The following is a 25,712-nucleotide window of genomic DNA, read 5'->3' as shown; positions in this document are numbered from 1 at the left end:
TATAGAGGAACTAATAAAAATTTTTCATAAAAAGGTGTGATTTAGTTCTGATTAATCGTGTTAATTGCTATTTTGTCTGACAAATAAATAATTCACTATTTATTGTCAAGCAAGTCTGCTACGTGGCGCGTATGGTACAAGTTATCAAGTTTAACTTACAGGAATATAATATTTATTTTACTTGTTAAATCGGAGTTGAATGAATTTTATACACAAAGTTTGACAAGTCGGCTTTGAATTCATTGCAAAAATGAACTCTTTAAATGATGAGTATTGAAGACGTTTGATGAGGCGTTTGAGATGACCGCTTTAAAACTAATAAAGCGGTCATCTTGTTATGACTATCTTGCTTTTCGAGCTTTATTCTTTGCTCGACGTACTGCGGAGGGTTTGGTTTCTGCTTTACGTTTTTCAATTAATTGATTACGTTCTTGTGTCGCTTTATACCGGCTCTTTTTGAATGTTTTTCCATCCTGTTGGACTTCAGTTGCTGGATTAAACTCATAACCAGGATACACAATACGATCAAACTTTCTTTCAATTAATGTCTCAATATTATCCAAGAACTGTTCATCTTTAGGGCTTACTAAAGAAACAGCATGGCCACTTTTACCTGCGCGCCCCGTTCGACCAATACGATGAACGTAATCTTCAGCAAGGAATGGTAAATGGAAATTAACAACGTGTGGTAAATCTGGAATATCAAGACCACGTGCTGCAACGTCGGTTGCAACGAGTACTCGTACTTGGCCGTCTGCAAATTGTTGAATGGCTTTGTTTCGTGCACCTTGCGTTTTATCCCCATGACATAAGGCTGCTTTTATTCCATCTAACTTTAATTCTTGTGCTAGTAGGTTTGCACTTTCTTTTGTACCTGCAAATACTAGTACTTGTTTCCAGTTTTTAACGCCAATTAACTCAGAGAGTAGTTCACGTTTACGCGATTCACTTACCCAATAAACTTGTTGTTTAACTTTACCTGACGTTGAGTTTTGTTTTGACGTTTCAATATTTTTAGGCGTATGCAGAAGTTGGTTTGCTAAGGTTTTTACTTTATTTGAAAATGTTGCAGAGAACATTAATGTTTGATGCTTTTGTTTAATGATTTCTGTGATTTGTTGAATATCAGTCAAAAATCCCATGTCTAGCATACGGTCAGCTTCATCCAATACTAGATGCTTTATATGTGCTAAATCTACTTGTCGATTTTTAACGTGCTCAATTAAGCGGCCTGGTGTTGCGATTAAAACGTCAACGCCTTGCTTTAACATTTGAGTTTGCGGTGACATATTTGCACCACCTGTAACAACTCCAGAGGTTAAAGGTAAAAATTGACTGTATTGTTTTACATTGTCGGCAACTTGCAAGGCTAATTCGCGAGTTGGTGTCAGGATAAGTACTTTTATTGTACGTGAGCTACCAATATTTTCAGGTTGGTTTTTCGCTAATATATCTAACAAAGGTAATGTGAAAGCTGCAGTTTTGCCTGTCCCCGTTTGAGCGCTTGCTAGCACGTCATGTCCAGAACGAATAATGGGAATTGCTTGTTGTTGGATCGGGGTTAATTTTGAATAACCACATGCTTTAACTGCTTTTAAAAGATTTGCAGATAAACCTGCTGCATCAACACTCATAATTTTGCCCTATCTAAATACACTAAAAATGGGCGCAGTATACCAAACTCTTTTTTGTAATGTCTGGAAATGATGCGTTAAGTCATAATTATATGCATAAATATTGTTTGTTTGATCTATTTTGTTTTTGCTGCGTATTAGAATGCTAATCTTAAACTTATTTAATTTTCAAATTTGTTAGTTAAGGACTAATTTAAATTTTAAATTTGTACATAAATTTGAAACTTATGCTAATTTTATATTTCTCAATAAGTATTTTATTTTTTAAAAGATGGTTCGACCATCGTATTTAATTTTAAGGTTACCAATGTCAGTTCAAAATACATTTCCTGAAGAAAAAAAAATGACAGTTATATTTAGAATGGAGCCAGGTTCTCTAGGGCCCGATGGAGCAGAATATGTCGAAGAGTTTTGTGAATTTGCCCAAACTCAATTACGTGCCTCATCTGAATATTATTTGAATTGGTTTATTGTTCCTCGTTATGACAAGTCGTTAGCAGAAATGAAGTATCAATTAGGTGACAAAGTTTTAAATAAAGAACAAGCAACAAAGTATCTGGGCATGTTCGGAGAAAATTATGCTCATTTTGAGGACCAACTTGAAGACCATTTAGAAGCGATTATAAATCAATATTTTGGTCGTTAACTATTTACTTAATGTACGTTAAATAATACTGGTAATAATAATGCTTAAAAAGATCACCGCTCAACAATTACGCATCGGCATGTTTATTAATGATCTTGAATGCAGTTGGTTAAAGCATCCATTTACTTTAAATAAGTTTTTAATTGAAGATGCCCAAGAAATACAAAAAATTCGTTCTGCAGCCATTAAGTCAATTGAAATTGATACCAGTAAAGGCCTTGATGTTTTACCTGTAAAAACAAAATACGTACAAACTAAGCCGCTTAAAGATATTTATAAAAGTAATCAAAATAAAGGTGGTATTAACAATGTCAAAGTAGAGATGCAAGCCGCTAAAATTGCCTACAGTGAAGCTGAAACATTCATTACCAATATGATGGCCGATGTAAAAATGGGCATACAAGTAGAGCTTGAACAAATAAATCCTGTTATTAATAAGTTAAGTGAATCTATTTTACGAAACCCTAATGCATTATTAGGTTTGTCACGTATTCGTACGATGGATAAATATACTTTTGAACATTCTGTTAGTTTCTCTGTATTGATGATGTCTTTTGCTAAAAGTATGGGGAAAGATGAGGAGTTTATTCGTTTAGTTGGAATAGGGGGTCTATTACACGATATTGGCAAAACCTTAACGCCTGATCATATCTTAAATAAACCGAGTAAATTAACAGCAGACGAATTTGTGATCATGAAAGAACATGTGGTGCATAGCCGCTTGATCCTTGAGAAAACAAAAGGATTATCGCAAATCTCTATGGATGTAGCCGCTATGCACCATGAAAAATTTGATGGTAATGGTTATCCTAAAGGGCTGAAAGGTGATGAGATTAGTTTCGCTGGACAAATGGCTGCGATTGTTGATGTTTATGATGCGTTAACTGCTGAACGTTGTTATCACAAATGTAGAGAACCAGCTGAAGCCTTGAAGTTTCTTTTAAATGGAGCGGGTACTCATTTTAATCCAGAATTAGTGAAACAGTTTATTCAGTCAGTTGGAATTTATCCTGTTGGTTGTCTTGTCTTATTGAATAACAACTACTTGGCGAAAGTTATTGAAATCAAAGATAATATGTTAAAACCAATTGTTGAGGTCTTTTTAAACGCTAAAAAAAGAAGTTATGTACCTCGTCAAATTATCGATTTAAGCACTCAAACTGAAATTAATATTCAAAGCCCAGAAAGTTATGATAAATGGAATGTAAAACCTGAGGTTTAAGTTAAATGCTTTTATCATCAGGAAAGAACACTCCTGTCTGACGACGGATCTCATTAATGACGGAAGCGGTTTGTAATGAGCGTTGTTCAAATTGCTTGTTTATTTTCCCTGTTTGTATTTGTTCAACAAATGCGATGGCTTCATAGCTCATACTATTTTCCGCCTGTTCTTGGCTTAGCTCTATCATTCTATTGTCTCGATGACTTTGATGAAATATTTGTGAGCATTCCCCGATATGATTAATTAATAAAGCGCCTTTTTCACCTTGTATTTCGCTAAGTTGATCTGATGCTGATATTTTAGAGTGATCAATAGTGACAGAGAAACGCTCGTAATCTAATAAAACACTACCACATCCATCGACTCCTGAATCTAATAAAGTTGCCTGTGCTTTAATGTTTATGGGGGCGCCAAATAACGCTATTGTGATCGCGATACAATAATAACCAATATCCATAATTGAACCGTTTGAAAATTCAGGATTAAATGTATTTGGTTTTTGTCCTGCTAAATAAGCGTCATAACGTGATGAATATTGGCAATAATGAATATGTGCTTTACGCAATGTGCCTATTTTAGATAAGTTATTTTGAATAACATTGAAATTAGGAAGGTGAGCTGTTTTGTAAGCCTCAAAAAATATAACATTATTTTCCTTAGCTATTCGATATAGGTCTTTGGCTTGCTGATAGTTAGAACTTAACGGTTTTTCACAAATTACATGCTTTTTATGTTCAAGCATTAACTTGCTTTGACTGTAATGAAGTGAATTAGGACTGGCGATATAGATCGCATCAATAGTGTTATCTTTGGCGAGTTTATCTAAATCATCAAATATACAAGAAACCGAGAAATTATTAGCAAAATCTTTGGCTTTATGTAAATCCCGAGAGTAAACCGCTGACAGTTGCATTAACAGGTTTTTGCCTTGCGGAGGTTGCATTGTGCCATGAATAAATTTCTCTGTGATCCAATTGGTTCCAATAATGGCAAACTTAATCATAAATAACCTCTACATGAAAGACGAACGACATTAACAATAAAATCGCATCGAATAAAGTAATAAGATGTGATAAAACTAAGGCTTGTATATTTGACCATTAAAAGAATAGTAAAACTATGTCATCACCTGAAAAACATCTCGTTGAGCTGTTAGCCAAAGAGTGTCACATCACGACACAACAAGTAGAAAGTGCGATTCAATTATTAGATGATGGTAACACAGTGCCATTTATTGCACGTTATCGTAAGCACCTTACACAGTCTTTAGATGATACTCAGCTTCGTTTATTAGATTCAAAACTGATTTACTTTAGAGAACTCGCAACACGTAAAGTTGCGATTTTAAAAGCGATAGATAGCCAAGGAAAGTTAACTCCAACGTTAAAAAAACAGATCGAAGCGATACAAGACAAAGTCAGCTTAGAGCATAGTTATGCCCCTTTTAAAACATCCCGTGTGAGTAAAGCCAAATTAGCTGAAGAGGCTGGTTTAACTAAATTGGCTGATGCATTGTGGCAATCACCTAGACAACCTTTAGACAAAGCAGCAAGCGCTTATATTAATGTCAGCAAAGGTTTTACAGATACTGATGAAGTCATTGAAGGGGCGTTAGCTATTGCAGTGGATAAGATCACACAAGATCTTTCATTACTTGCTTTATTAAAAGAACATTTATATGAACAAGCAACATTAACTTCTACTGTGGTTAAATCCAAGCTAAATGAAGCGGTTAAATTTAAAGATTATTTTGATTTTGATGCGCGCTTAAATCGTTTGCCAGCGCATCGCGTGTTAGCTATGTTACGTGGAAAATCAGAAGGTTTTTTACGTTTAAAAATCAATGCGGACCCATTTCAAAAAGATAAAAAAGCTTACAGCTATTGTCAAACCATAATAGCTAAACATTTAAACGTGTATTTGGCTAAAGATGATCATGATTCATGGCATCGAAGAGTCATTGATGCTACTTGGCGTACTAAACTATTAGTAAGTTTAGAAAAGCAGTTTTTAGTGCAATTAAAAGAACAAGCTGATGGAGAGGCTATTGAACAATTTGCTAACAATTTATCTGCTCTGTTAATGGCTGCGCCCGCGGGTGAAAAAGTTACCTTAGGATTAGATCCTGGGTTTAGAAGTGGCTGTAAATTAGCTGTCGTTGATAAAACAGGTAAGTTGTTAAATACTGCAACAATTTATCCGCATCAACCACAATTACAAACTCAACAAGCATCGCAAAAACTAAACCAATTAATTAAACAATATAACGTTGAATTAATTGCGATTGGTAACGGTACTGCTTCACGTGAAAGTGAGCAATTTATTGCTTCGATTTTGAAAAATTTGAATCAAGATATTCAAGCTATTTCAGTGAGTGAAGCGGGCGCTTCGGTTTATTCTGCTTCTCAATTAGCCGCAGACGAATTCCCTGAACTTGATGTGACATTAAGAGGGGCTGTTTCAATTGCTCGACGCTTACAGGAACCATTATCAGAATTGGTGAAAATAGAAGCGAAAGCGATTGGTGTGGGGTTATATCAACATGATGTCCAGCAAACATTACTAGCAAATCGTTTACAAGCTGTTGTTGAAGATTGTGTTAATAAGGTGGGAGTTGATTTAAATACGGCCTCATCCTGTGTATTAACGCATGTGGCAGGTTTAAATGCTGCTATTGCTAAAAATATTGTGGCTTATCGAGAAGAAAATGGACGCTTTAATTCACGTCAAGAGCTAAATAAAGTACCGCGTTTAGGTGCTAAAGCTTTCCAGCAAGCCGCTGGATTTTTAACGGTAACCGCCGGCAATAATTGTTTGGATGAAACAATATTACACCCTGAGCAATACCCATTAGCTGAACATCTAATTAAATTTAATAACCAACAATTAGAACAAGTTATTTTAACGTCTACGTTATCGACACAATTCAAATTACCAGCAGTGGCGAATGATGCAAGATTTGAAAATGAAGCAAATGCAAAAGCCGCTTATCAAGAAGTGATTAATGTTTTATCCATGACTCGTCGCGATCCTCGATCTGAATTCACTACTGCTAAATTTGATCAAAGCATTCAGAAAATCAATGATCTTGAAGTGGATATGGAATTACAAGGTGTTGTTACTAATGTCGCTAATTTTGGTGCTTTTGTTGATTTAGGTGTGCACCAAGATGGTTTGGTTCATATCTCAATGTTAAGTGAGCGTTTTGTTGATGACCCGCATAAAATAGTGAAAGTTGGGCAGATCGTGAATGTAAAAGTAATGAGCGTTGATGTTGAGCGTAAACGTATTGCTTTGACGATGAAAACTATAAAACAACCATCAAATTAAATAACACTTAAACAATGAAATTAAATAAACGTTTATTAGCGCTAGCTGAAATGGTTAAACACCCTTATGGGGTAGTATGGGATTGTTGCTGCGATCATGGCTTATTAGGGTTTCAAATTCTTGCAAACGGGCTTGTAAAACAAGTTAATTTTGTGGATGTGGTTCCTGATATTATTGACCGTTTAAACACAAAATTAAAAACATACTCTCATCATTTACCCAGTGACGTTCAATGGCAAACGTTTTGCGCCGATGTCGCTGATATTCCTTTAGCTAATAGCCAAGATTTGATGCAGGCTCAAGCAAGTGGAAAACCTCAACAACTTGTTATCATAAGTGGAGTCGGTGGCGAGTTAATGATCGGTATGTTGGATAAGTTAATCCAGCGATATAATGGACACAACATCGATTATTTATTATGTCCTGTTCATCATGCTTATAAGTTACGTAATAAATTGGTACAACTTGATTTCAAACTAAAACAGGAGCAATTAATTACCGATAATCAACGTGAATATGAATTGTTACTAGTGAATCAGTTAGAAGGGCGAACATTGAGTGTTACTGGCAATGAACTATGGGAAAATACAAAGCAACATCAAGATTATTTAGTAAAGTTAATCTCACATTATCAACGTGTCACTAAGGCTGAGAGTTTAGACGATTTAATCAATATGGCAGCTTTGAAGGATTATGCTTTGTTACAAGAAAACTATATCGCCAATAAATAGTTTCATTAAAATGAACAGCCAAAGCATTGCTAATTAGGTTCTTGTGGAACGTTAACATAGTGACAACAAAAACATTTTTAAAATCTTTTCATTACTGTCAATTCACTTCATGATATAAAGATATGTGAAATGTCACGATTTATAAAAACAAGGAATTAATATGGAATCGCTAGAAGACGATACACTTGTTGAAGAAAGAAAAAGAAGTTTTTGGTTATCTGCTTTTTTAATCATTATGTTTATTACCAATCCGCTTACTGCATTTTCTTACTTTGCTTATCCTGATGCATTGGTACAAACCTATCCATTGCTTTCCATTCCTGTTATTTATTTTATGGCCGTGCTCGCTATTCTCAATACTATTTTAGTCGTTGCGATTTGGTCTTGGAAAAAAATAGGTGTCTACGGTATCTACATTACAATGACGATTGCTTTTATTATCAACCTTTATATTGGTATTGGTTTATATAGTTCATTAATGGGCTTAGCGGGTGGTTTGATCATATTTGTGACCACAAGAAAAAATTGGTCTCACTTTAGTTAACTGATAAAAATGAAAACCTTTAAAGGATCTTGCCACTGCCAAGCGGTACAATTTGAAATTGATACAGACTTATCAGAGTTAACTACTTGTGATTGTTCAATCTGTGTTAAAAAGAATGCGCTCATGATTAAAGTGCATGAAACTTCAATGCGTATCTTATCTGGAAATAAATCTCTCACCACTTATCAATTCCATTCTAATACTGCAAAGCATTATTTTTGCAATATTTGTGGAATTTATCCATTTCATCGTAAACGTGTCACACCGGATCATTTTGGTGTTAATGTACATTGTTTAGATGACTTTCCAATTAATGATATTCCTGTACGAGCGACCATTGGTGCTGCAATGAAATAGTCATTTTTATACGATTAAGAAAGATGCAATGATAGACACTTATTTATTTGATTGGGGTGATACTTTGATGGTCGACTTCCCCGGCATAGCAGGGAAAATGTGTGATTGGCCAACGGTTGAAATCGTTGATGGTGCCAAAGAAACATTACAAATTTTGTCCAAACAAGCCCGCATTTTTATTGCTACAGGGGCTGCTAATTCAACAGAATTAGATATTAAATCTGCTTTTCAACGTGTTGGTTTAGATCCATTTATTTCAGGCTATTTTTGTGAAGAAAATATTGGGATAGCAAAAGGATCAACAGATTTTCTTCGTGCTATATTAAATACGCTCGACATCGATACCGAATCGGTAGCCATGGTTGGAGACAGTTTTGATAAAGATATTAAACCAGCAACGATGCTTGGCATACGGTCATTTTGGTTTAAAGGAGACGATACAAAAGGCGTTGAAAAAAGTGTCAGTATCATTAATCAACTCACGGAATTATGCCCTTGAATACTGAGTTCAGTGTATTTAAAGAAGATGAACGCCTGGCTGTTTGGCGTGTACTTTCTGATTTATTTTTAGATACTGAGTTAATGGATGATAATTACGAATTTATAGCGATTACGTTGGCTGATTCAAGTTATTCATTAAAAGAATTAGAGGGCATCTTATATTATGAAGTTTATCCTGTTTGTAAGCATAATTTACTGAGTATCGCAGGAGAATGGGCTGTTTTTAATGATAATTGGATAATGGAAAATATAGCACCTAGAAAAAACAAGCGTCCTTTATTCTGTTTTAGTCCTTTTCATAAACGCCTGTTTATTAGAGAATGGATTGAAGTTTGTGAACGCATAACAATAAAAAGAAAGGAAAAAAAGCAGCATAATAAATAACAGATTTAGGAGTTCATTAGTTCAAACTAGTTCATATATTTTTACTTGGTTGTTTGGTTATTAATAACTTAAGCAGCTTACAGAATAAAAGAGGCATGGTTATGAATGAGATATTAGAGTTATTGGTCAAAATTATTTTAGTCGTTGCTGGATTCTCTGTTTTCTATCAATTAGTTCCTTTTAAACATCATAAGCAAACTAAGCCTAAATTAGCTATTTTCCCTAAATATGTTGCGTGTTTTGAATCTTCTGTGGATGAAATCGAACAGTCTTTAGCTCAACTTGAATTTATTATTAATGAAGAAGGGCTTTATACTCGAAGTAAAGCCTACGGTGATTTTGCGGCTAAAAATATCAAATTATCCGTTGAAGTTGATGAACAAGCTAAGAAGTTGAAAGTGTATTCTCCATTCATTGGTATATTGTTTGATACAGGTGATCTTTGGCAGGTAACCTCTGATATATTAAATAAAAACAATCAAACATTATTATAATGAATTAAAAGGCGTACTCACCATATGATTAGTTGTAATGAATATGATGCGATAGAAATAGTTTGTATGTATCATTATCCACTTAAAATAAGCACTAAAAACGATCAAATCATCGAATGTATTGCTTTAGATACTAAAATAAATACTAATCGAGAAGAATGTATTAAGGTTAAATTATTAGATCCTCTGAATAAATTCGAAGCAGAGAAAACTCAACTTATCGTATTAAATGATATTTCTTCAATGACTGTAAGTATAAAAAACCCACATTTCCAAGTTGTAACATTTAAGTAGAAAGGTGCTATGTCAATATTAACAATACGTAATGTACAAGAGACAGATTTAGAAAGATGCTTCGAGATAGAGACGCTAGCTTATGCTGGAGAAGAAGCTGCGACAAAAGAAAAAATTCTCACTCGAATCCAAGGTTATCCAGATGGTTTTATTGTGCTTGAAAACGAAGATGAAATAATAGGTTTCATTAACTCAGGAGCAACTCATCAAGTCGTTCTCTCCGATGAAGAATTTAAAGAGTTGGTTGGGCACGATCCAAAAGGGGACTATATTGTTATTATGTCTGTTGTGATTCATCCTGATTATCAAGGGCAAAGTATGACAACTAAGTTAATGTCACATTTTATTAAGCAAATGAAAGCACTAGGTAAAAAAAGTATTTATTTAATTTGCCAAAGTGAATTAGTCGACATGTATGCAAAATATCGCTTTATTCATATTGGCGAGTCAGACTCTGTTCATGGTGGTTTGAGTTGGCATGAGATGTCTTTGGTACTTTAGTTTTTATAAATGGCTAGTCTAGGGTTAAAATGTTAATTGATAAAGCTGAAATAAATACTTGTTTTGAAATCGCTATTTTTAAAGTGCCAGAAAAAAACAAGGCGAGAGTTATTGAATTAAGTTTGTCTATTGTTAAAGAAATTAATGCAGAAAAAACCGTTATTTTGTCTCATCAAATATTATCTAAAATAGATAATTCCGAAGAGATATGTTGGCATTTAACGTGGTTAAATAAAGAAGCTGTTGCCTTAATTGCAAAAAAATGGAAAAGCTTTCCTAGCAGCAAAGAATTAGAATCATTGGTTGCAGAAAAAATTTATTATGGGCACTTTGTTAGCCTTTTTTGAAGCATTAAATTTACATAAAAAAATTAAATAATATTGTATAGGAATCAGATAAATAACATGAATAAACCAACCAAGGCAGCCATGATGTCGTTATTCATTTATCCAGGAATAGGGCAGTTTTTCTTAAAGAAATATATTAGTTCAAGTGTATTTATAACTCTGTTTTCAATTCCTTTTTTTTGGACTTTGTTTGATGTGTTTGAAAAAACCAATTTGTTAATGAAAAACATAGTAGAAAATCAGCTCCCTTTGGATGTCGCCACATTAACTGACGTGTTTTCAAACTTAGTGTCAGAGCAGACTCAAACGTTAGACAATAAAGCACTACTGATGATGATTATTTGGCTGTTGAGTACAGTAGATGCTTATCGTTCCGCTTATTATCAAAAAGATTAATGATATCAATTTTAATAAGGAACATTCATGCAATTAGAAACATTTTTAGCTTATGTTATTGCTTGTTTAATATTAACGGCAACCCTAGGGCCGAGTATTTTCCTTGGAGTAGTTCATTCACTTAACTATGGTGTAAAAAGAACCGTTTTTACAGCCTTAGGAGATATTAGCGCAAACTTTATTCAAATGATCTTGGTATCAATTGGGCTTGGTGTGGTCATTACAAATTCTGCTGTCGCTTTTGATGCCATAAAGTGGATAGGAGCTGCAACCCTTTTTTATATGGGAATCAAAATGTTGTTGTCTTCTAGTAAAAAATTACAGCAAGGAAACAAAGTTAAAACACTCTCTAATCGCAAACTCTATACATCAGGGTTTATGGTGGCTGCTGGTAATCCTAAAGCGATTGTTTTCTTTACTGCCTTTTTCCCTCAGTTTATTGATACGACTCAACCGGTTTTTCCACAGTTAGCGATTATGTGTCCAACCATGGCTCTATTGGATTTCACCTTAGTGATGTTATATGCCTTTTCCGCAAATAAAGTATTGCAAACAAGTGGTAATAAATTGAACATAATAAATCGAGTCAGTGGTGGTGTTTTAGTCGCGGCTTCAGGCGCACTTGCATTAACAGAACGATAAAACTATTTAAGTAATTAAGGCCACTATGGAAGTTATTAGAAGTAAAGAATTCACCGCCTCACAAGCATGGGGTGCAAAAGACATTGCTAACATTAATGGTACGACAATTCGTCTGCATTGGACTGATAAGCCTTATAAATGGCATATTAATGATGGCGAGGAAGTCTTTGCAGTATTAAATGGCAATGTGAAAATGCTATATATGCAAGATGGTGAAGAAAAATCAGCATTACTTGAAACTGGCGATGTGTTCTATGCATCAATCGGGACTGAGCATGTTGCTCATCCTCAAGGTGAAGCCAGAATTTTAGTGATTGAAAAAGAAGGAAGTGTTTAGGTAAATCGTTGAATAAACTTTATGTTGAGCAGAATAAGTAATAAAAAAGCCACATAATTTATTATGTGGCTTTTTAGTTTCAGAGGGTAAAGTTAATTAAATAACTTTAACAAACAATAGGTACTAGATACCTAGAGCTTGACCACCACCGATTTGTACAGTTTCAGCTGTAATGAATGCAGCATCTTCACTTACTAAGAAAGAGATAACGCCAGAAACATCTTCAGGTTGACCTAAACGGCCTAACATGATGCTGTCTTTCCAAGAAGCGAAAACTTCTGGTTTAGTATCTTTAATTTGTTGGTGGAATGGAGTATCGATAGTACCTGGAGATACAGCATTTACACGGATACCAGCTGGTGCTAGTTCTTTAGCTAGTGCACGAGTTAATGTGTGAACAGCAGCTTTAGAAGTACCGTAGATACCAGCGCCTGGGCCACCAGCATTCCATGCAGCATTTGAAGTGTAGTTGATGATTGAACCACCAGTTGTTTTCTTCATGAATGGAATTGCAGCACGAGAAACAAAGAATGCGCTATCTAGATTAAGAGCCATTACGAAACGGAAGAATTCAGTTGTCATTTCTTCGATTGGGCTACGACCACCTAAACCACCAGCGTTGTTAACAACAACATCGATTTGACCGTATTTGTTACCGATTGCATTAACGTTTTCAGTTACAGCTACATCGTTAGTTACGTCAAAACCGTAGTATTCAGCTTCGATACCTTCAGCTTTAAGTTCAGCAACACGTTGTGCGCCGATTTCATCTTCAATACCGTTAAGTACAACAGTGTAACCATCTTGACCAAGACGTTTTGCAACAGCAAAACCGATTCCACCAGTTGCACCAGTGACTAAAGCAATTTTTTTAGACATGTTTATATTCTCATTTAATTAATATGCCAGAGGCATAAAGGGAGTAACCAATATTGTTTATTTAAATTAATGATAATGTATGTGTGAAGAATAAATTCTCATTGTTACAATGCATGAGCATTAATTTTAACTTACAAAGCTGATCACCTTTTAATTCGCTGCTTTTATATTCAATAAAATGTTTATAAAAAGCGGCATTAAATCTTCAAGTGTTATTGTATTACAAATAGGGCAATTGTAAAATTGTTTAGTGAATTGAGCGCTGAATATGTTACCTCGGTTACGCTTTTTTATTTGAGTCTTTATCTGATCTTATTTATCTTTTGATGTAGATCATTAAATGGTCATTCGTAAATTAATTTTTTATTCATTTAATAGCTATCAAAAAAGAAACCAAGCTTACTTTAACTATAAAAATGTATTTCATTTGCTTTTGTTCGTATTTAAAAGAAAAACTCTTATTCTACTCACTGCATTAGCATTACACCTTAATACCTTTGATATGAGAACATTATGCATTTACTAAAACGAGTTGTTCACGACTCTATTAAAGAAACAAATTTATCACCTGAACATTCTGATTGTTTCACTCGCATTGCTACACGTGCCATTGTGATTAAAGATAATAAAATTTTGCTAATGTTTACTGAACGATATAACGATTACTCTTTACCTGGAGGTGGTGTTGATGAAGGGGAAAGTTTGTTAGATGCGTTTAAACGAGAGCTAAGTGAAGAAACTGGTGCACTTGATATTTGTAACATTCAAGCCTTTGGTTTGTATGAAGAATATCGACCTCATCGTAGCGATAAGTATTTTCCTGAGTGCTCTATCATGCATATGCTTTCTTATTGTTATACCTGTGAAATTGCAGAGCAATTAGGTACGACTCAATTAGAAGATTATGAGATAAAAAATGGAATGCAAGTGCTATGGGTGACCATTGATGAAGCCATTCAGCATAATTTAGCCACTATTGAAAATGATAAAAAACAAGGGCTTTCAATTCAACGTGAAACTTATTTGTTAGAACGAATTAAATCTTCATTAATGTCTATCTAATCGCTGTTCATATTTCAGAGTCATTTCGTTAATAATTTTGGTATTAATTATTAACGAAGCTTATTAACGACTAAATCGCTTTATTACGTCCTGTGGTTTTAGCTTCATATAAAGTGATATCAGCACGTTTTAATAAATCTCCTATATCATCTTTGTGATTATCTCTTTGTGAAGTGCCGATAGAGATCGTCACGTTAATTGTTAATTTAGGGTTAATCACGATGGGAGTTGCAGCTATTTTTACGCAAATTTTCTCAGCAAGTTGTAACGTTTTTTTTGCATCTAATCCTGAAAGTAACACTGCAAATTCTTCGCCGCCTAATCTTGCTAAAATTGCCTTAGTCGGTAATGCCTGTTGTAAGATAGAAGCTATATATTTTAAAACATCATCACCTGCATCATGTCCATATAAATCATTTACTTTTTTGAAGTGGTCAATATCTAGCATTAGTAATGAAAGTGCTTCCTCCGATGCAAATTTTTCATTAGCTAAAGTGAAGAAGTGACGTCGATTACTGATTTCAGTTAAAACATCTGTGTTAGCAATATAGGCAAGACGATTTTCCAATTCAATTCGATCGGTAATATTAAAAGCCGATGTACGCGCGATAACAAAGTTTCCTTGTTCAAGAATGGATGTTGCCGATGTAGATACAAAGAAAGTGTTGCCCTTTTTACATTGAATTTCTAATACCACACCTTCAATTTTTTTATTTAAAGGTAAGCTTTTTAAAAACTCTTCAAATACTTGGGTACTTTTTGACGTTAAAAAATCAGTAAAAGATCTGCCTATCACTTCTTTTCTCGTGTAACCAAGCCAATTTAATTCTGTTTGATTCATTTTAAGTACTCGACCTTTGCTATCCAAACTATGATAGCCACAAGGTGAATTTTCATATAAATCATTTAACTCATCTTTAATAAACAAATCATAATTATTTTGTCGGCGTTTTTCTTCAGAGATAATCAACAATAAGAATATAATTACAGCTAAGGAGATAAAGAAAAATACAATAATTATTTTACCTTCTCTACTACAAAAAAAAGATTCTTTTTGAATGGTTTCATTAGGTAAAAAAACAACCAATTTCCAATTGTTATTTTCCTTAGACTGCTCACTGATGGTTAATTTTATTTTCTGCTCCACTTCATAACTACCTATGCTGTCTAGGCTAAATGGATCAATGGCTTTATAGCGGAAGATACCTTGAGAGGTTTTAAGAATGCCTTGTTTGTTTTGCTGGATTGCTTGCCAAGCTTCTGGATATTGATCTACAAATTTCTGTTCAACTTGATCTAAGCTGTTTCCCCATTCATTTGCTCTATCATGATTACTTATCCAATATCCTTGAGGGTCAATTAACATACCTTGTCCACGTATTCGTAATTCCATTTGGTCACGAAAATTTTGTAATAGTTCTGTGGCTAAATAATTTAAAACGATAAGTCCAATTTTATTGCCTTTATTATCAACAACTGGCGTAACAAAACGTACAACAGGTTTATAAGGGATTTCTATTTTCCCATATTCAACATTAAGCTCCATAGGTGAAACATAGACTTTACCTGGTGCTAGTTTTATTCCTTCTTTAAAATAGGTAGAGTGACTTTTATTCTGAAGTTCTGCTTCGCTGACAATGTAAGTTGCATTATTTTTATAGTTAACGCGAATTCTTTCTCGCCCTGTTAAATCAATAAACCGTATCTGATCATAGCGATAAAATGTAAGGGCTAAATTAGAGAAATGCGTTTGCAGTGCTTGTCTTGTCGTTTGGTTATCATCCTCCATAAAATCAGCTAAAAATTTAAACTTTGTATTCATCTGCATTACCATGAGTTGGATTTGCATTTCTTTTTGAATTGCTTGAGTCGTTGATGACACAAAGGTTTCTTCTTGATTTAAAAGTGAAGTTTCGAGGTTTTGATTGTATTCCTGATAAATGTAAAAAAGAAAGGCAATGAATAAAGTCGCGACAACCGAATAAATTAAAATAAAGCGTTTAAGTACATTATTAAAAAAATTGCTCATTTCAGATGGGGAGTTTGTGTCATTTGGATTAGTTTGTATTGTCATTTAAAACTCTTATATATAATGGCAATGAGACTCGGTGTTAGATAAGAGTGACACCGATCAAATTTGACTATGATTCATGAATTATTAGTTATTTAATTGATTTTTATCATTTTTTATACAATGCAAGTTATCGTTTTTTTAAACAATAGTAAAGAAAGCGATGTGAATAGTTTGAATGGAAAGAGGGAGTGTTCGTCGATAAAACAGAGTAAATGAAGTCGCTTTGTATCTTATTTCAATACAAAGCAATTTTCTCGCTCGGTGCTAATGATTAAAGCGTAACTAACTCAGGTAAAAATTCACCATCATTATTTGCGTAAATGATGTATTCACCGTGGTATTTAACTTTTGATTTATAGTCAGTCACTTTATAAAGTAATAATGACTGTGCATAAGCGGCTTGTAATGCTTCAGCTACATCTCCGCGTATATATAAACTGATAGGTTTCGCTAATAAGCCATGTTCGAAGTTGCTTGCAAATGCTTGGCTACAAATAATTAATGATGCTTGCCCACCGCTGTGACGGTTCAATTTTTCGCCCACTTCAAGATCTGTATTTACCATCCATTGTTGACTCGTTAATGCTTCACATAATGCAACGATTTGATCTTTATTGACGGGTTTTGTTTTTAAGTTTTCATCAAATACATGCTCATAATTTTCTTTTATGGCTGTAAAGGTTTCAACTAACGCTGCATTTTTACCCAAACTACGTGCTTTACGTTGCCAAATAGTGAGAGTTGGAACAACATCGCTATCAAAGCGTTTTTTCTTGATCGCATTTGTTGTCCAAGCAGCTAAAAAGTGTGTTTCACTCAGTGGATTTTTAGGGATTTTACCCTTCGCCTGTGCTTCTTTTAAGTCTAATAAAGCCTGTGTTACCACTTGATGAATTGATGTTGAAAAGCTGCTCATGTTGATCCTGAATTTTGAAATTGTAAAAGTATGACAGGCTAGAGGATTAGGAACAAGCAAAGAAGAGATAATTAGCTATATTATGCCTAGTAAACCAAATGATTTATGGAAAAAATGAATACTTTTCATTTAACTAAGATAAAAACTTCATAATCTTATCAAACTTCATTAGTATTGATTTATTTACGATTATCGAGACGTTTTATGTCTGTTAATAACAGCACAGCAACTTCAGTTGCAACGAAGAATATTTCATTGGTATTAGGCAGTGGCGGTGCACGAGGGCTTGCACATATTGGCATTATAAAATGGCTAACTGAAAATGGATATGAAATAAAATCTATTTCTGGTTGTTCAATTGGTGCGTTAGTCGGTGGTATTTATGCTGCTGGTAAACTAGACGTATTTGAACAATGGGTTTGTGGTTTAAGTAAAGTTGATATCATTTCACTACTAGATATTTCATGGACCTCAAGTGGATTGTTGCGCGGTGATAAAATTATCAATACGCTGATTGGTTTATTGGGTGATCAAATTATTGAAGACTTACCTTTAAAATATACTGCGGTTGCATCTGATATTAAAAATGAAAAAGAAGTCTGGATAAACACTGGTTCATTATTTGAAGCTATCAGAGCTTCTATTTCATTACCGCTATTTTTTACCCCAGTTGAAAGAAAGGGCGTGCAGTTAATTGATGGCGGTGTTTTAAATCCAGTTCCAATTGCACCTACTTTTAGTGATGAAAATGATTTCATTGTTGCCGTTAATTTAGGCGGAGAAGTTGACGCAGAAAAACCTCGTTCAACTAATGAAGTCGAATTAGAAAAAGAACAAATCGCAGCAACGCTTGAAGATTTATCATTTCATCAAAAATTAGGACATTACATTAAACGCGTTGGTGACAATTTAAGTATCAAAAATTATCGCCCTGAAACATGGGATGCATATAATATAGCGGATCAAGCTTTTGATGCGATGCAAAGCTCTATCGCTCGCTTGAAACTGGCCGCTTATCCAGCTGATTATAATATTGTGATCGCACGTAATGCTTGCGGTACATTAGAGTTCGATCGTGCTCGTGAAATGATTGAGCTAGGCTATCAAAGTGCGCAACAAGCCTTACAACCATTAAAAGAAAAATAACATGATCAAAAGTAAAGAAGAAAATTGCGTGGATGCTGTTACGAGTACTCAATTGTGGGTGAAAAACGTTATTGTTAAATACAACATCTGTCCTTTTGCTAAAAAAGAATTAGACAGAGGCAGTATTCGTTATAGTGAAGAAAAAAGTACAGATATTGAAGGGGTGTTAGAGAGTTTAACTGAAGAATGTAAATTCTTAGATAAACATGAAACCACTGAAACAACCTTGTTAATATTAAGCGAAGCGTGTACCGACTTTGAGGCGTTTTTAGATTTGGTTTATCTTTCTAACCATCTACTTAAAATAAGCGGTTACGAAGGTGTTTATCAATTAGCTCATTTTCATCCTGATTATTGTTTCGAAGGTGATGCCGAAGAGGCTGCATCGAACTACAGTAACCGTTCTCCTTTCCCAACCTTGCATATAATTCGTGAAACTAGCATGGAAAAAGCCATTGCTGCTCATCCAGATGTCGATGCTATCCCAGATCGAAATATCGCTTTTTTAAATAAAAAAGGGAGTCCCTTTTTCGCTGATTTATTAGCAAGTTGCCTTTTTTCTAAAAGCTAATATTGCTAGATAGGACATTTAACTTTTTATTTGCTTGTTTAAACATCACTTCTTCGTTTAAAACTTGCTTAAAAGCTAAAAGAGATCGACAAAGTCTACTAAGATCGATAGATTTAAGTGTTCTGAATTATTTTAAAATCGATCTCTCATTTATATTTCACATAATTAAAATGATATTGCTTTTAAAACTTATTTTATATTTAACAAGGAATTTCCATGGCGCAGCAAGCTTATCAACTCTTACGTATCATTATTATCGATAGCTTTTGGAAAGGGCAAGTTAATGAGTTAAACCTTTCAGGGCATACTCAATTAGAAGGAACTAATGGCGCAGGAAAAACCTCATTAATGCGCCTATTGCCTTTATTTTATGGCATGCGCCCTAGCGATATAGTAAGTAAAGTGGATCAAGCTAAAAACTTTGCTGATTTTTATCTTCCTAGAAATTCAAGCATGCTTGTTTATGAATATCAAAGACCTAATGAGCAAATCTGTATGGCGGTTGCGAGCTCCGATGGAAGGAGTGTGCACTTTAAATTCATCGATAGTGCTTTTGACAGTAAACTATTTATTGGTGAAAACAATGTGCCTTTAGTAGTTTCGGAAGTAGAGCGCAGCTATCGTAGTTTAGGTATTGAATGTTCAAATTATTTAGGTGTAGATAAATACCGCCAAGTGATTCAAAATTTGCATGCGGGCCGTAAAATTAAAGAAGTTCGTCAATTACAACAGCGCTTTTCCTTTAGTGATGCAGCGACACCGCATCTTGATAAAGTCGTTAACGGAACCATTGAGAAAAATTTAGATTTTGACGCCGTTAAGCAAATGTTAGTGGCGATTGCTGGCGATCATTTAGCAAGAAGCGTAAATCAAGAAAAAGAACAAATAACACTGAACAAAGAAGATATCAGCTTATGGTTAGCGGATATTCAAGCAAGTCGTTCAATCCAACGTGTTAGTGATAAAATCGCTTTATGGCAAACAGATTTCACTCAGTTAGATAATTTATTAATTAAGCTACAACATTTACATGCTGAAATGCTAAATCATCAAGCAAGTATTGATTTATTACAGCAGCAACGCAGTCAAAAAAAATCACAATTTAAAGATGAAATCACCTCACTTGAAAAACAATTAAAAGAACAAAGCGCGTCGTTACAAAATGACATAAATCAGTTGTTAGTTGCTATTGAAGCCGACCAAAGCCGTATTGATTTATTAGATGATGATAAATTGAAATACGATGATGATGATGCGGCGAGTTTTCAGTTACAAGCGGATAATGCAAGTCGTTACCAGCAAGCGTTAAATGATGTAAATGAAATCATTGAAGCATTTGAAGGTAATTTAAATAAGGTGCAAGCTAAATTTGAATCTTTATTACAATCATTAACCTTACAAAAAGTAAAAGATGAAGCGCGCAATAATGAACAAGTTGCAACGGTAAAAGAGCAAGCGAACGTTCAACTTTCTGTGATTGCAGAAACGTATCAAAGCCAATTAAGTAAATTAAATGAGCAATTAAATAATAATTTTTTAAAGTTGAGTATGGATTCTCAAACCTTACAGAATCAATTGAAAATGGTTGAGATTGAACAAGGTAATATTCAACTTGAAACTGAATTACAAACTGAAATTAATTTAAATCAAGCCAACATGTCTGAAGCAAAAGACAATTTAAGCCAATTATTACAAGCGTTAAGTACTGATAATGAGTTAGTTAATGATTTAGAAAAAAAACGCAACACTTTATTAGATAGACACAAGCAAGAAAATCGTCAGCTAGAAAACAACAAACACCTACAACAACAACTGCAATTACAATTATTACCTGAAACGGGTTCACTACAATACTTTTTGGATAATGAAGAGAAGGCAAAGGGCTGGAAAAATAATATTGGTAAAGTACTTTCTTGTGAAGATTTAGCTCGTAAGGATCTTAATCCTCGTTGGGTTAATCAGCAGGAGGAAAGCAGTAATTTATTTGGTTTGCAATTCGATTTAGAGCAACTTAAAAATCATGATTTACAGCTTAACGAAAATGATTTGAGAGAAAAGTTAGCGGATGTTGAACATAAAATAACAGCATTATCTAAGCACATTGAAACCTTTGAAGCAGAACTCAATGAACTCAATAAACAAATAAAAAATCAACAAGAATTGATTAGTGATCGCAAGCAAAAGTTACAAAAAGCGCAATTACAACGCGAACAGTTAACAACGCAAAGTGAAAATTTAGAGGCTAAAAAACAGCGCTTTTTAAAACAAGCTAGTATGACCTTTGAAGAAAAAATCAGATCTCTCAATAACCAGATCAAACAGCATGAAGCAAAGTTAGCTGAATTTAACGAATCACAGCAACAACAACGTTTAGAACTGAATAACCAAATGTTAGAGCAGCGAATGGTTGTTGAGTCCGACCGTGATTCTCAATTAGAGCAATTATCAGAACAACTTGAGTCAATTAAAGAAAGCGCGAAAACGCGTCAAAAAGAGTATAAACAACAACGAGATCGTGCATTAGATGAACTTGATCCTGATGGCGAAGTAGATAAGCATGTTAAGCAACGTGCTGAATTAAGTGAAAAGCTTGAAGCTTGTGCGGTTTGGGCGCAAAAAGCACGTGAATACAAACAGTTCATGAATGAACGTTATGTTCATCGTGATCAATTAGTTGAAATTAATCAAAACCGTGACGTTCAAAAACGTAGTATAGAAGCCAGCCTGGCGGATTTGAAAGTACAAAAAACTGAATTAATTAGTGACAAACAAAAACAATTAAAAGTGTTAACACAAGAGTTAAGTGATGATGGCGATTTATTACTACAACTTGGTTTAGCCCAAAGAGAATGTGAGCAACTTGGTATTGAAGCCATTTTGTCTGAATCTGAACCAAGTAATAGTGCCGATCTTACGGTGACTTTCTGTGGTGATTGGCTAAAACAATTCAAAACGATAGATAAACGATTACAGGAACAACTTAGCCGTTTTAATGCCTCTTTCAGCAAATATAATGCAAACAGTGAGTTATATGAAAACTGGATAAAACTGGTGGCTGATAATGATATTTATGAAGGCGCACGTCGAATTTTTAAATATCAAAATCCAATTGAAGATCTACTGAGTAGTGCAGCGCAAAAACAAAAAAATACTTATCAATTGGTAACAGTAAACGCCACTATGATCAATGAGTTCTATCAGCATATTGAACACTTTGCGCGTCGTATTAGAAGTATTGGCCAAGAGTTATCTTTTAATGTGACAAAACTTGCTCACTTTGAAGCCTTAGCTGATATCAGTGTTAATACCGTTATGAAGCAGGAAGAACTTGATTATTGGGGACCTTTACAACAATTTGCTAAGTTGTTTGAAAAATACCGAGATGACTTACGTGAAGGTGTAGGTGAGATCCCTGATGACTTGATTGTCGCAATGCAGAAACTATCGGCTTACTTACCGAGTGAAGGTTTTGCTTTAGCGCATCATCAGCTGTTTGATATCGAGTTTACCATTTCTGAAAAAGGGCAATTAAAACATGCTCGTAATGCAAGGCAGTTGAAGAAAATAAGCTCGACGGGGCTTTCTTATCTGGCTATGCTTTCTCTTTATGCAGGTATTTTAGGCATGCTTAGAGGTGAAAGTAAAAATGCGACTCAAATCATTTTACCTGTCGATGAATTAGGAGAGTTAGCCGCAGAAAATATCGACCTGTTATTAACCATGTTTAATGAAAACGCAATTACTATGTTATCTGCTTCACCCTCGACGGATCGCCATATTTTATCTTTATATGAACGTCATTATAAAATTAAAGATAAAAAGATCTTCCATGCGGATATCCCAACTTCTCGTTTGGATGAATTGTTATTAAAGCGTCAGCAAGTTGAACAAGCTAATATTAACCATCAAACTCCTTCAAAAGCAGTAGAGCAGGAGAATCAATATGTTTAAACAAACCGTACAAAACCTACTGACTGGCGCGGTAATTTGTGAAACAGCTTTTGCAGATGAGTATTTATTTCTACAGGCGCAATCTAATCAAGATCGTGTGACAGAATTTTTAAGTAATCTAGACCGTAAACTGACTTATTTAGAGAGTGCAGATGCTTATTATTGCACTTTTAACGAAGTGGATAGCAATAACAGTGCAGAGTTAACTGCTTTATTTTCTGACATTCGTGGCATGTTTCGTCCGCTTGTTGAGTTTTTAGAATTAATATTAACTGCAAGCCAAACAGATTTACCTGTGCATTCAAAATCTATTGTGAATATTAATGAGCTATTTGATCACTTTGAACATGATCAAACGCTGCGAGATCAGCTTCGTCATCTAACAGGTATTAAACCATTTAAAACCAATAAACTGGAAAGTCGTGATCAGCTCGTTTTTGTTTTTCAAAAGCTAGAAGATTTAGGATATTTTGTGCGTAAAAACGCTGGTAGCAGCCGTTATTTTGCAACGGCTAGGTTTGACTTAGTCTATTTGTTAATAGAGTTCTTAAACGACTCAGAGCGCATTGAACTACCTGAAGCGATTGAACAACAGCAAGATGAGTTATTGTTCTAATGGCGGGCTATGATACTCACGATGTTGCCGAATTATTACGTCAACTGGGCGCGCATGACCAATTATTAGCGGAAGCTTATGTATTTGGTTCCGTGCAAGGTGATGGCGCTGATGCACGTAAAATAGCGTCGTTACATAAAAAAGCATTATTAAGACCCGACGATGAACCAGGTGATTATCGAGTTAGTGCGGATCTAAAACGAATGTTAAATCGTTTAATGCGCAAACAGAGTAGTTATCGCCAATTAACGGATATGAGAAAAGTCATTGAAGTATTGGCTGAAACGGTGAATGACTATCGCTTATCTGTTATTGGTGATCAAGAAGAAGATGCTGAATATTATTTAGATCAATTAGATGATTTATTGTATGAAGCAAAAGATAATCTCAATGTCAGCCTAGATAATATGCATTATGCGATTTCTAGTCAGTTCGGCTTTGTTTCAACACTTAGCGCTAAAGTGCGAGAAAATGAACGTGCTTTAAGCTATGCACAAAAATTATTAACTGAATTACAACAGATAGATCCAGAAACCTGTTACGAGTGGATGAATTGGGCTTGCCCCGTTGAATTAGCACGTAAAATTAGTGGTTTCATTTATTGGTTTAACCAAACTTTACCAAGATTACGTTACATTATTGATAATATGCGCCTTAGTTTATTCAAGTTAAGACGTGATGAAAAGCAAGCTGGCTTATTACGTAATATGGCGCGTTATCTTAATAAACACCCTGAGTTTGTGATTAACGAACAACTTTTTGAAGACAAAGCTTTACCTGAAACATTGCGTTTTGCTGCACCTTTATATATTAAATCTTATATTAATGTGAAAGAAACGGCACATGAAACGGCATTGGTTGAGATTGTACAATCACTTCGTAAAATGAATACTTATAGTACACCTGTCAAGCGTGATGTTTCTGCTGTTGAAGTGCTAGATAACGCTGCAATGGGGTTTAGTTATGATTTTTTTGAAGAGCAAACTGAACACCTTTTTGAGTTAGCGATTACAAGTGGTGACGTTATTTCAGCTGTGGATTTTTGGCAAACATCTTTACCCACTTGGCATGCTGAAGAACAACATATTGAACCAACTTCTTGGGTTGAATTAGTGTTTAGTAGTTATTGCAAATTAACCAGCGCACAACAAGCACTAATCGATATAGAGCCCAAAGGAGAGCCATTAACAGGTATTTCTCATAACTGGTCTTATAGTGACATTATTATTAAAATTAACTAATGATGTTCGGGCATCAAAATGAGCAAATGTTTGAATTTAAAGCGCTTTAAATTCAATAATCAAATATAATTATTTTTAAACGTAGTATTCATGCTAATAACAGGATAAACAATGCAAATAGCTAAAGACAGTGTCGTAGAGTTTCATTATAAAGTGAGTGAAGGAAGTGAGTTATTAGAAGATAGCACGGGCAACACTCCGTTACTTTATTTACATGGGCACGGTGGTTTATTTGAAACCATGGAGTTAGCTTTTGTAGGTAAACAAGTTGGCGATAAATTTGAAGTAACGCTAACACCTGATCAATCTTATGGAGAACGCCGAGAAGGGGCTCTGCAACGTATTCCAATAAAGCATTTGCAAGGTTTAGCAAAAGGTAAAAAGTGGGCAGCTGGGATGACGGCAGTGGTAGAGTCAAACCAAGGACGTAATGAAGTGACCTTGATTAAAGTGGGACGTTTTAATGCCGATTGTGATTTAAACCATCCTTTTGCGGGTAAAACATTAACTTTTGCTGTTGAAGTGATTAGCGTTCGAGCAGCAACTGAAGATGAGTTATCACACGGCCATGCACATGCTAAAGGCGGTTGTGGTCATTAATCTGATTTCACATCTTATACAAAAACAGGACTTTTTATGAAACGTATTTCATTATTCACAATGTCGAATTGTCCGCATTGTAAAACAGCGAAACAATACTTAGAGCAGCAAAAAATATCATTTCGCTTGGTTGATGTAAAAAGTCCAGCAGGACAAAAAGAGTTTGCCAAAACAGGCTACCGTGGTGTGCCAGTGCTTAAAGTTGGCGATCAATTTTTAAATGGATTTAGTGTTAAAGGCTTTCTGAGCTTGTATAAAGACTGAGTCCGTACAAATTCTTACATTTTGATTTTCCG

General features: G+C 34.6%; 28 protein-coding genes. 23 read left to right on the top strand and 5 right to left on the bottom strand.

Translation table 11 applies throughout. From position 1 onward, the window contains the following. Positions 1-341 precede the first annotated feature (341 nt). Entirely contained in the window at positions 342-1,634 is a 1,293-nt protein-coding gene (locus tag E2R67_RS00875) for a DEAD/DEAH box helicase (protein WP_134289014.1), read from the bottom strand. Between the two features lie 307 nt (positions 1,635-1,941). On the opposite strand from E2R67_RS00875, the gene E2R67_RS00870 reads away from it, so the two are divergent. After that, a complete protein-coding gene (locus E2R67_RS00870) occupies positions 1,942-2,280 on the top strand; it encodes a hypothetical protein (protein WP_134289013.1) in 339 nt (112 codons plus the stop codon). Between the two features lie 40 nt (positions 2,281-2,320). Further along, entirely contained in the window at positions 2,321-3,502 is a 1,182-nt protein-coding gene (locus tag E2R67_RS00865) for a cyclic di-GMP phosphodiesterase (RefSeq protein ID WP_134289012.1), read from the top strand. Position 3,503: 1 nt separating this feature from the next. Here the strand turns inward: E2R67_RS00865 and E2R67_RS00860 are convergent, their stop codons facing one another. Beyond that, on the bottom strand, positions 3,504-4,505 hold the full coding sequence (locus E2R67_RS00860; protein WP_134289011.1) for a Gfo/Idh/MocA family protein: 1,002 nt from the start codon (positions 4,503-4,505) through the stop codon (positions 3,504-3,506). Between the two features lie 116 nt (positions 4,506-4,621). Here E2R67_RS00860 and E2R67_RS00855 point away from each other — a divergent pair, with 116 nt between their 5' ends. From E2R67_RS00855 to E2R67_RS00795, 13 genes are all read left to right on the top strand, one after another. After that, positions 4,622-6,832, top strand: coding sequence for a Tex family protein (locus tag E2R67_RS00855; protein ID WP_134289010.1), 2,211 nt, complete (start codon positions 4,622-4,624; stop codon positions 6,830-6,832). A gap of 14 nt (positions 6,833-6,846) precedes the next feature. Next, a complete protein-coding gene (locus E2R67_RS00850; RefSeq protein ID WP_134289009.1) occupies positions 6,847-7,563 on the top strand; it encodes a tRNA (adenine(22)-N(1))-methyltransferase TrmK in 717 nt (238 codons plus the stop codon). A gap of 160 nt (positions 7,564-7,723) precedes the next feature. Continuing rightward, entirely contained in the window at positions 7,724-8,107 is a 384-nt protein-coding gene (locus E2R67_RS00845) for a hypothetical protein (protein ID WP_134289008.1), read from the top strand. 9 nt (positions 8,108-8,116) lie between these two features. After that, entirely contained in the window at positions 8,117-8,464 is a 348-nt protein-coding gene (locus E2R67_RS00840) for a GFA family protein (protein WP_134289007.1), read from the top strand. A 28-nt stretch (positions 8,465-8,492) separates the two neighbouring features. After that, entirely contained in the window at positions 8,493-8,963 is a 471-nt protein-coding gene (locus E2R67_RS00835) for an HAD family hydrolase (protein ID WP_134289006.1), read from the top strand. Further along, the gene (locus E2R67_RS00830) at positions 8,960-9,349 is read left to right on the top strand and encodes a DUF7079 family protein (RefSeq protein ID WP_134289005.1); all 390 of its coding nucleotides are present in this window, start codon (positions 8,960-8,962) and stop codon (positions 9,347-9,349) included. Before E2R67_RS00835 ends, E2R67_RS00830 begins: the two co-directional genes overlap by 4 nt. A 101-nt stretch (positions 9,350-9,450) precedes the next feature. Next, positions 9,451-9,843 carry a hypothetical protein gene (locus E2R67_RS00825; protein ID WP_134289004.1) on the top strand — a complete coding sequence of 131 codons (393 nt, stop codon included), beginning with the start codon at positions 9,451-9,453 and terminating at the stop codon, positions 9,841-9,843. 24 nt (positions 9,844-9,867) lie between these two features. Continuing rightward, positions 9,868-10,137, top strand: a complete 270-nt coding sequence (locus tag E2R67_RS00820) for a Rho-binding antiterminator (protein WP_134289003.1) — start codon at positions 9,868-9,870, stop codon at positions 10,135-10,137. Positions 10,138-10,146: 9 nt separating this feature from the next. Next, positions 10,147-10,638, top strand: coding sequence for a GNAT family N-acetyltransferase (locus E2R67_RS00815; protein WP_134289002.1), 492 nt, complete (start codon positions 10,147-10,149; stop codon positions 10,636-10,638). Positions 10,639-10,667: 29 nt separating this feature from the next. Continuing rightward, positions 10,668-10,985, top strand: coding sequence for a hypothetical protein (locus E2R67_RS00810; protein ID WP_243836916.1), 318 nt, complete (start codon positions 10,668-10,670; stop codon positions 10,983-10,985). 57 nt (positions 10,986-11,042) lie between these two features. Next, positions 11,043-11,381 (top strand): hypothetical protein, encoded by a 339-nt coding sequence (locus tag E2R67_RS00805; RefSeq protein WP_134289001.1) that lies wholly within the window; start codon positions 11,043-11,045, stop codon positions 11,379-11,381. A gap of 27 nt (positions 11,382-11,408) precedes the next feature. Next, positions 11,409-12,023, top strand: a complete 615-nt coding sequence (locus E2R67_RS00800; RefSeq protein ID WP_134289000.1) for a LysE family translocator — start codon at positions 11,409-11,411, stop codon at positions 12,021-12,023. Between the two features lie 25 nt (positions 12,024-12,048). Continuing rightward, positions 12,049-12,360: a cupin domain-containing protein gene (locus tag E2R67_RS00795; protein ID WP_134288999.1), complete on the top strand. Its 312-nt coding sequence runs from the start codon at positions 12,049-12,051 to the stop codon at positions 12,358-12,360. A gap of 123 nt (positions 12,361-12,483) precedes the next feature. On the opposite strand, the gene E2R67_RS00790 is transcribed toward E2R67_RS00795, so the two are convergent. Continuing rightward, the gene (locus tag E2R67_RS00790) at positions 12,484-13,239 is read right to left on the bottom strand and encodes an SDR family NAD(P)-dependent oxidoreductase (RefSeq protein WP_134288998.1); all 756 of its coding nucleotides are present in this window, start codon (positions 13,237-13,239) and stop codon (positions 12,484-12,486) included. Positions 13,240-13,752: 513 nt separating this feature from the next. Here E2R67_RS00790 and E2R67_RS00785 point away from each other — a divergent pair. Beyond that, the gene (locus E2R67_RS00785) at positions 13,753-14,301 is read left to right on the top strand and encodes an NUDIX hydrolase (protein ID WP_134288997.1); all 549 of its coding nucleotides are present in this window, start codon (positions 13,753-13,755) and stop codon (positions 14,299-14,301) included. A 70-nt stretch (positions 14,302-14,371) separates the two neighbouring features. Here the strand turns inward: E2R67_RS00785 and E2R67_RS00780 are convergent, their stop codons facing one another. Further along, positions 14,372-16,375 carry a sensor domain-containing diguanylate cyclase gene (locus E2R67_RS00780; RefSeq protein ID WP_134288996.1) on the bottom strand — a complete coding sequence of 668 codons (2,004 nt, stop codon included), beginning with the start codon at positions 16,373-16,375 and terminating at the stop codon, positions 14,372-14,374. Positions 16,376-16,646: 271 nt separating this feature from the next. Continuing rightward, positions 16,647-17,291, bottom strand: a complete 645-nt coding sequence (locus E2R67_RS00775) for a DUF2913 family protein (RefSeq protein WP_134288995.1) — start codon at positions 17,289-17,291, stop codon at positions 16,647-16,649. 204 nt (positions 17,292-17,495) lie between these two features. On the opposite strand from E2R67_RS00775, the gene E2R67_RS00770 reads away from it, so the two are divergent. The 7 genes from E2R67_RS00770 to E2R67_RS00740 all read left to right on the top strand — a co-directional run bounded on the left by E2R67_RS00770 (position 17,496) and on the right by E2R67_RS00740 (position 25,680). Beyond that, the gene (locus E2R67_RS00770) at positions 17,496-18,437 is read left to right on the top strand and encodes a patatin-like phospholipase family protein (RefSeq protein WP_134288994.1); all 942 of its coding nucleotides are present in this window, start codon (positions 17,496-17,498) and stop codon (positions 18,435-18,437) included. Position 18,438: 1 nt separating this feature from the next. After that, positions 18,439-19,008 (top strand): DUF1415 domain-containing protein, encoded by a 570-nt coding sequence (locus E2R67_RS00765; RefSeq protein ID WP_134288993.1) that lies wholly within the window; start codon positions 18,439-18,441, stop codon positions 19,006-19,008. A gap of 216 nt (positions 19,009-19,224) precedes the next feature. Further along, positions 19,225-22,959, top strand: a complete 3,735-nt coding sequence (locus tag E2R67_RS00760) for an ATP-binding protein (RefSeq protein ID WP_134288992.1) — start codon at positions 19,225-19,227, stop codon at positions 22,957-22,959. After that, positions 22,952-23,575: a hypothetical protein gene (locus tag E2R67_RS00755; RefSeq protein ID WP_134288991.1), complete on the top strand. Its 624-nt coding sequence runs from the start codon at positions 22,952-22,954 to the stop codon at positions 23,573-23,575. Before E2R67_RS00760 ends, E2R67_RS00755 begins: the two co-directional genes overlap by 8 nt. Further along, positions 23,575-24,816 carry a hypothetical protein gene (locus tag E2R67_RS00750; RefSeq protein ID WP_134288990.1) on the top strand — a complete coding sequence of 414 codons (1,242 nt, stop codon included), beginning with the start codon at positions 23,575-23,577 and terminating at the stop codon, positions 24,814-24,816. The genes E2R67_RS00755 and E2R67_RS00750 overlap by 1 nt, the downstream gene beginning before the upstream one ends. Before the next feature lie 111 nt (positions 24,817-24,927). Beyond that, positions 24,928-25,416, top strand: a complete 489-nt coding sequence (locus E2R67_RS00745) for an FKBP-type peptidyl-prolyl cis-trans isomerase (protein WP_134288989.1) — start codon at positions 24,928-24,930, stop codon at positions 25,414-25,416. 36 nt (positions 25,417-25,452) lie between these two features. Continuing rightward, entirely contained in the window at positions 25,453-25,680 is a 228-nt protein-coding gene (locus E2R67_RS00740) for a glutaredoxin family protein (protein WP_134288988.1), read from the top strand. The last annotated feature ends 32 nt before the right edge of the window (positions 25,681-25,712 follow it).

The organism is Psychromonas algicola (genome assembly GCF_004378355.1).
In the GTDB taxonomy this organism is placed as follows: Bacteria; Pseudomonadota; Gammaproteobacteria; order Enterobacterales; family Psychromonadaceae; genus Psychromonas.
The sequence above is the reverse complement of the archived record's forward strand: the minus strand, read 5'-3'. Positions and strand labels throughout refer to the sequence as shown.

What these genes read in the sequence shown, in the direction of transcription:
- E2R67_RS00770 (WP_134288994.1), top strand. Translation starts at nt 17,496, where the DNA reads ATGTCTGTTAATAACAGCACAGCAACTTCAGTTGCAACGAAGAATATT.
- E2R67_RS00765 (WP_134288993.1), top strand. Translation starts at nt 18,439, where the DNA reads ATGATCAAAAGTAAAGAAGAAAATTGCGTGGATGCTGTTACGAGTACT.
- E2R67_RS00790 (WP_134288998.1), bottom strand. Translation starts at nt 13,239, where the DNA reads ATGTCTAAAAAAATTGCTTTAGTCACTGGTGCAACTGGTGGAATCGGT.
- E2R67_RS00860 (WP_134289011.1), bottom strand. Translation starts at nt 4,505, where the DNA reads ATGATTAAGTTTGCCATTATTGGAACCAATTGGATCACAGAGAAATTT.
- E2R67_RS00740 (WP_134288988.1), top strand. Translation starts at nt 25,453, where the DNA reads ATGAAACGTATTTCATTATTCACAATGTCGAATTGTCCGCATTGTAAA.
- E2R67_RS00875 (WP_134289014.1), bottom strand. Translation starts at nt 1,634, where the DNA reads ATGAGTGTTGATGCAGCAGGTTTATCTGCAAATCTTTTAAAAGCAGTT.
- E2R67_RS00755 (WP_134288991.1), top strand. Translation starts at nt 22,952, where the DNA reads ATGTTTAAACAAACCGTACAAAACCTACTGACTGGCGCGGTAATTTGT.
- E2R67_RS00845 (WP_134289008.1), top strand. Translation starts at nt 7,724, where the DNA reads ATGGAATCGCTAGAAGACGATACACTTGTTGAAGAAAGAAAAAGAAGT.
- E2R67_RS00815 (WP_134289002.1), top strand. Translation starts at nt 10,147, where the DNA reads ATGTCAATATTAACAATACGTAATGTACAAGAGACAGATTTAGAAAGA.
- E2R67_RS00780 (WP_134288996.1), bottom strand. Translation starts at nt 16,375, where the DNA reads ATGACAATACAAACTAATCCAAATGACACAAACTCCCCATCTGAAATG.
- E2R67_RS00805 (WP_134289001.1), top strand. Translation starts at nt 11,043, where the DNA reads ATGAATAAACCAACCAAGGCAGCCATGATGTCGTTATTCATTTATCCA.
- E2R67_RS00840 (WP_134289007.1), top strand. Translation starts at nt 8,117, where the DNA reads ATGAAAACCTTTAAAGGATCTTGCCACTGCCAAGCGGTACAATTTGAA.
- E2R67_RS00810 (WP_243836916.1), top strand. Translation starts at nt 10,668, where the DNA reads ATGTTAATTGATAAAGCTGAAATAAATACTTGTTTTGAAATCGCTATT.
- E2R67_RS00775 (WP_134288995.1), bottom strand. Translation starts at nt 17,291, where the DNA reads ATGAGCAGCTTTTCAACATCAATTCATCAAGTGGTAACACAGGCTTTA.
- E2R67_RS00870 (WP_134289013.1), top strand. Translation starts at nt 1,942, where the DNA reads ATGTCAGTTCAAAATACATTTCCTGAAGAAAAAAAAATGACAGTTATA.
- E2R67_RS00820 (WP_134289003.1), top strand. Translation starts at nt 9,868, where the DNA reads ATGATTAGTTGTAATGAATATGATGCGATAGAAATAGTTTGTATGTAT.
- E2R67_RS00750 (WP_134288990.1), top strand. Translation starts at nt 23,575, where the DNA reads ATGGCGGGCTATGATACTCACGATGTTGCCGAATTATTACGTCAACTG.
- E2R67_RS00795 (WP_134288999.1), top strand. Translation starts at nt 12,049, where the DNA reads ATGGAAGTTATTAGAAGTAAAGAATTCACCGCCTCACAAGCATGGGGT.
- E2R67_RS00785 (WP_134288997.1), top strand. Translation starts at nt 13,753, where the DNA reads ATGCATTTACTAAAACGAGTTGTTCACGACTCTATTAAAGAAACAAAT.
- E2R67_RS00825 (WP_134289004.1), top strand. Translation starts at nt 9,451, where the DNA reads ATGAATGAGATATTAGAGTTATTGGTCAAAATTATTTTAGTCGTTGCT.
- E2R67_RS00800 (WP_134289000.1), top strand. Translation starts at nt 11,409, where the DNA reads ATGCAATTAGAAACATTTTTAGCTTATGTTATTGCTTGTTTAATATTA.
- E2R67_RS00855 (WP_134289010.1), top strand. Translation starts at nt 4,622, where the DNA reads ATGTCATCACCTGAAAAACATCTCGTTGAGCTGTTAGCCAAAGAGTGT.
- E2R67_RS00865 (WP_134289012.1), top strand. Translation starts at nt 2,321, where the DNA reads ATGCTTAAAAAGATCACCGCTCAACAATTACGCATCGGCATGTTTATT.
- E2R67_RS00745 (WP_134288989.1), top strand. Translation starts at nt 24,928, where the DNA reads ATGCAAATAGCTAAAGACAGTGTCGTAGAGTTTCATTATAAAGTGAGT.
- E2R67_RS00760 (WP_134288992.1), top strand. Translation starts at nt 19,225, where the DNA reads ATGGCGCAGCAAGCTTATCAACTCTTACGTATCATTATTATCGATAGC.
- E2R67_RS00850 (WP_134289009.1), top strand. Translation starts at nt 6,847, where the DNA reads ATGAAATTAAATAAACGTTTATTAGCGCTAGCTGAAATGGTTAAACAC.
- E2R67_RS00835 (WP_134289006.1), top strand. Translation starts at nt 8,493, where the DNA reads ATGATAGACACTTATTTATTTGATTGGGGTGATACTTTGATGGTCGAC.